This is a genomic window from Stenotrophomonas mori, assembly GCF_023556335.1.
Taxonomy (GTDB): domain Bacteria; phylum Pseudomonadota; class Gammaproteobacteria; order Xanthomonadales; family Xanthomonadaceae; genus Stenotrophomonas; species Stenotrophomonas mori.
This window is the reverse complement of the sequence record NZ_JAIKTS010000009.1, coordinates 1-5,472: the sequence shown is the minus strand read 5'-3', so window position 1 is coordinate 5,472 and position 5,472 is coordinate 1. Positions and strand designations below refer to the sequence as shown.

Annotated in this window: 2 tRNA genes and 3 rRNA genes; all 5 read right to left on the bottom strand. The window is 54.4% G+C overall.

Features of this window, described 5'->3' with window-relative positions:
- Positions 1–32: 32 nt before the first annotated feature.
- Positions 33–147 (bottom strand): 5S ribosomal RNA (rrf, locus tag K5L01_RS14835).
- A gap of 154 nt (positions 148–301) precedes the next feature.
- Positions 302–3,179 (bottom strand): 23S ribosomal RNA (locus K5L01_RS14830).
- Positions 3,180–3,402: 223 nt separating this feature from the next.
- A tRNA-Ile gene (locus tag K5L01_RS14825) sits at positions 3,403–3,479 on the bottom strand.
- Between the two features lie 20 nt (positions 3,480–3,499).
- Positions 3,500–3,575: transfer RNA gene (locus K5L01_RS14820), tRNA-Ala, on the bottom strand.
- 89 nt (positions 3,576–3,664) lie between these two features.
- A 16S ribosomal RNA gene (locus tag K5L01_RS14815) occupies positions 3,665–5,209 on the bottom strand.
- The 16S, 23S and 5S rRNA genes sit together here with 2 tRNA genes alongside, the layout of an rRNA operon.
- Positions 5,210–5,472: the final 263 nt, after the last annotated feature.

Sequence of the window (5,472 nt, the reverse complement as noted above, 5' to 3'; positions counted from 1 at the left end):
CTGCATGAGCAGCGGGGCTTTTTGGGTAAAAACCCTGGCGATGACCTACTCTCGCATGGCTTGAGCCACACTACCATCGGCGCAGCTGCGTTTCACTTCCGAGTTCGGGATGGGATCGGGTGGTTCCACAGCGCTAATTTCACCAGGGAGAGGGTTGGAGGGTCGCCTTGATCGTGTTGTGGAAGATTCCCGAAGGAATAGTCCGGCAACGCGTCTGGCGCCAGCCTCTCGTAGGTACTTGTGACGTAGCGTGCACTTGGAGTCGATCGACATGTCGTCGGCCAAGGCAACTTGAGGTTATATGGTCAAGCCGCACGGATCATTAGTATCAGTTAGCTCAACGCATTGCTGCGCTTACACACCTGACCTATCAACCACGTAGTCTACATGGTTCCTTCAGGGGGCTTGTGCCCCGGGAAGTCTCATCTTGAGGCGCGCTTCCCGCTTAGATGCTTTCAGCGGTTATCGCTTCCGAACATAGCTACCCGGCAGTGCCACTGGCGTGACAACCGGAACACCAGAGGTTCGTCCACTCCGGTCCTCTCGTACTAGGAGCAGCCCCTCTCAAACTTCCAACGCCCATGGCAGATAGGGACCGAACTGTCTCACGACGTTCTGAACCCAGCTCGCGTACCACTTTAAATGGCGAACAGCCATACCCTTGGGACCGACTACAGCCCCAGGATGTGATGAGCCGACATCGAGGTGCCAAACACCGCCGTCGATATGAACTCTTGGGCGGTATCAGCCTGTTATCCCCGGAGTACCTTTTATCCGTTGAGCGATGGCCCTTCCATACAGAACCACCGGATCACTAAGTCCTACTTTCGTACCTGCTTGATCCGTCGATCTTGCAGTCAAGCACGCTTATGCCTTTGCACACAGTGCGCGATGTCCGACCGCGCTGAGCGTACCTTCGAGCTCCTCCGTTACTCTTTAGGAGGAGACCGCCCCAGTCAAACTACCCACCATACACGGTCCCCGACCCGGATAACGGGCCTAGGTTAGAACGTCAAGCACGACAGGGTGGTATTTCAAGGATGGCTCCACTGCAGCTAGCGCCACAGTTTCATAGCCTCCCACCTATCCTACACAGACGAACTCAACGTTCAGTGTAAAGCTATAGTAAAGGTTCACGGGGTCTTTCCGTCTTGCCACGGGAACGCTGCATCTTCACAGCGATTTCAATTTCACTGAGTCTCGGGTGGAGACAGCGCCGCCATCGTTACGCCATTCGTGCAGGTCGGAACTTACCCGACAAGGAATTTCGCTACCTTAGGACCGTTATAGTTACGGCCGCCGTTTACCGGGGCTTCGATCAAGAGCTTCGCCTTGCGGCTGACCCCATCAATTAACCTTCCGGCACCGGGCAGGCGTCACACCCTATACGTCCACTTTCGTGTTTGCAGAGTGCTGTGTTTTTGATAAACAGTCGTAGCGGCCTGGTCACTTCGGCCATCACCAGCTATAGCCCGCATGGGCCACCAGCAATGGCGCACCTTCTCCCGAAGTTACGGTGCCATGTTGCCTAGTTCCTTCACCCGAGTTCTCTCAAGCGCCTGAGAATTCTCATCCTACCCACCTGTGTCGGTTTACGGTACGGTCTGCGTAAGCTGAAGCTTAGGAGCTTTTCCTGGAAGCGTGGTATCAGTGACTTCGCCTTAAAGGCTCGTCTCGGTGCTCGGTCTTAAAGGATCCCGGATTTGCCAAAGATCCAAACCTACCGCCTTTCCCCAGGACAACCAACGCCTGGTACACCTAACCTTCTCCGTCCCTCCATCGCACTTACGCGAGGTGCAGGAATATTAACCTGCTTCCCATCGACTACGCATTTCTGCCTCGCCTTAGGGGCCGACTCACCCTGCGCCGATTAACGTTGCGCAAGGAAACCTTGGGCTTTCGGCGTGCGGGTTTTTCACCCGCATTATCGTTACTCATGTCAGCATTCGCACTTCCGATACCTCCAGCAGACTTCTCAATCCACCTTCGCAGGCTTACGGAACGCTCCTCTACCGCGCATAACAAAGTTATGCACCCCAAGCTTCGGTTCTGTGCTTAGCCCCGTTAAATCTTCCCCGCAGACCGACTCGACCAGTGAGCTATTACGCTTTCTTTAAAGGGTGGCTGCTTCTAAGCCAACCTCCTGGCTGTCTGTGCCTTTCCACATGGTTTTCCACTTAGCACAAAATTTGGGACCTTAGCTGTGGGTCTGGGTTGTTTCCCTTTTCACGACGGACGTTAGCACCCGCCGTGTGTCTCCCATACAGTCCGTCTCGGTATTCGGAGTTTGCAATGGTTTGGTAAGTCGCGATGACCCCCTAGCCATAACAGTGCTCTACCCCCGAGAGGATACATATGAGGCGCTACCTAAATAGCTTTCGAGGAGAACCAGCTATCTCCGGGTTCGATTAGCTTTTCACTCCTAATCACACCTCATCCCCTACCTTTGCAACGGGAGTGGGTTCGGGCCTCCAGTGCGTGTTACCGCACCTTCACCCTGGGCATGACTAGATCACCCGGTTTCGGGTCTACTGCCCGCGACTATGCGCCCTTATCAGACTCGGTTTCCCTTCGCCTCCCCTATACGGTTAAGCTTGCCACGAACAGTAAGTCGCTGACCCATTATACAAAAGGTACGCAGTCACCCTTGCGGGCTCCTACTGCTTGTACGCACACGGTTTCAGGTTCTATTTCACTCCCCTCTCCGGGGTTCTTTTCGCCTTTCCCTCACGGTACTGGTTCACTATCGGTCGGTCAGTAGTATTTAGCCTTGGAGGATGGTCCCCCCATGTTCAGACAGGGTTTCACGTGCCCCGCCCTACTCGTCTTCACTGGAATGGCCCTTTCGAATACAGGGCTATCACCTTCTATGGCCGGCCTTTCCAGACCGTTTTCCTAAAACCATACCAGCTTAAGGGCTAGTCCCCGTTCGCTCGTCGCTACTCAGGGAATCTCGGTTGATTTCTTTTCCTCCGGTTACTTAGATATTTCAGTTCACCGGGTTCGCCTTGCATGGCTATGTATTCACCATGCAATACCGCCGAAGCGGTGGGTTTCCCCATTCGGACATTGCCGGATCAAAGCTTGTTGCCAGCTCCCCGACACTTTTCGCAGGCTGCCACGTCCTTCATCGCCTCTGACCGCCAAGGCATCCACCGTGTGCGCTTATTCGCTTGACCATATAACCGCAAGTTGCCTTGGATCATATGCGCATGGGGGTACAAAGCCCACGCACGAATATAACGACTCAATCAATAAAGAGACTTTCATCTCTCGCCTTAGCCTCACGACACGTCAAGATAGACATCTCAAACGCTCGCTACGTCACAAGTTTTAAAAGAACAGGACACGGCCACAATACCGAACCCATCTAATTCTTTCGTATGCGCCAATCATTCAGAGTGGTGGGTCTGGGAGGACTCGAACCACCGACCTCACCCTTATCAGGGGTGCGCTCTAACCACCTGAGCTACAGACCCAATGTTCTGTCAAAGCTTAGTGGTGGAGCCTGTCGGGATCGAACCGACGACCCCCTGCTTGCAAAGCAGGTGCTCTCCCAGCTGAGCTAAGGCCCCAAAACGGGACTTATCCACACCATTCCAGTGCGGAACTCTGAATGCAGGTCTCTTGTGAGGACGCCTGACAGGCGATGCTGCCTTGCTCAAAAGGAGGTGATCCAGCCGCACCTTCCGATACGGCTACCTTGTTACGACTTCACCCCAGTCATCGGCCACACCGTGGCAAGCGCCCTCCCGAAGGTTAAGCTACCTGCTTCTGGTGCAACAAACTCCCATGGTGTGACGGGCGGTGTGTACAAGGCCCGGGAACGTATTCACCGCAGCAATGCTGATCTGCGATTACTAGCGATTCCGACTTCATGGAGTCGAGTTGCAGACTCCAATCCGGACTGAGATAGGGTTTCTGGGATTGGCTCACCGTCGCCGGCTTGCAGCCCTCTGTCCCTACCATTGTAGTACGTGTGTAGCCCTGGCCGTAAGGGCCATGATGACTTGACGTCATCCCCACCTTCCTCCGGTTTGTCACCGGCGGTCTCCTTAGAGTTCCCACCATTACGTGCTGGCAACTAAGGACAAGGGTTGCGCTCGTTGCGGGACTTAACCCAACATCTCACGACACGAGCTGACGACAGCCATGCAGCACCTGTGTTCGCGTTCCCGAAGGCACCAATCCATCTCTGGAAAGTTCGCGACATGTCAAGGCCAGGTAAGGTTCTTCGCGTTGCATCGAATTAAACCACATACTCCACCGCTTGTGCGGGCCCCCGTCAATTCCTTTGAGTTTCAGTCTTGCGACCGTACTCCCCAGGCGGCGAACTTAACGCGTTAGCTTCGATACTGCGTGCCAAATTGCACCCAACATCCAGTTCGCATCGTTTAGGGCGTGGACTACCAGGGTATCTAATCCTGTTTGCTCCCCACGCTTTCGTGCCTCAGTGTCAGTGTTGGCCCAGGCAGTCGCCTTCGCCACGGATGTTCCTCCTGATCTCTACGCATTTCACTGCTACACCAGGAATTCCACTACCCTCTGCCACACTCTAGTTGCCCAGTTTCCATCGCAATTCCCAGGTTGAGCCCAGGGCTTTCACGACAGACTTAAACAACCACCTACGCACGCTTTACGCCCAGTAATTCCGAGTAACGCTTGCACCCTTCGTATTACCGCGGCTGCTGGCACGAAGTTAGCCGGTGCTTATTCTTTGGGTACCGTCAGAACAACCAGGTATTAACCAGTTGCTTTTCTTTCCCAACAAAAGGGCTTTACAACCCGAAGGCCTTCTTCACCCACGCGGTATGGCTGGATCAGGCTTGCGCCCATTGTCCAATATTCCCCACTGCTGCCTCCCGTAGGAGTCTGGACCGTGTCTCAGTTCCAGTGTGGCTGATCATCCTCTCAGACCAGCTACCGATCGTCGCCTTGGTGGGCTCTTACCCCGCCAACTAGCTAATCGGGCATCGGCTCATTCAATCGCGCAAGGTCCGAAGATCCCCTGCTTTCACCCGTAGGTCGTATGCGGTATTAGCGTAAGTTTCCCTACGTTATCCCCCACGACAGAGTAGATTCCGATGCATTCCTCACCCGTCCGCCACTCGCCACCCAGAGAGCAAGCTCTCCTGTGCTGCCGTTCGACTTGCATGTGTTAGGCCTACCGCCAGCGTTCACTCTGAGCCAGGATCAAACTCTTCACTTAAAACTTCATGCCCGAAGGCAAATTGCTTTAGCTGCAGATGTTCAATCGCTGGCAACGTTTCGCTTGCTTTAACAAACTATTCATTGCTTGATCAAACGTCTGCAAGATGGACAGTCATCCACTCCTGCAGGCGCCCTCACAAGATACCTGCGCATACTTTCAAAGAACCCGGGAATCGGCCTCAACGCCTTCTTCCACCTGCCCCGCGTTTCCGCTGGAGCGAGCCGCCCATTATAGCCAGCCCTTACGCTTCGTCAACACCT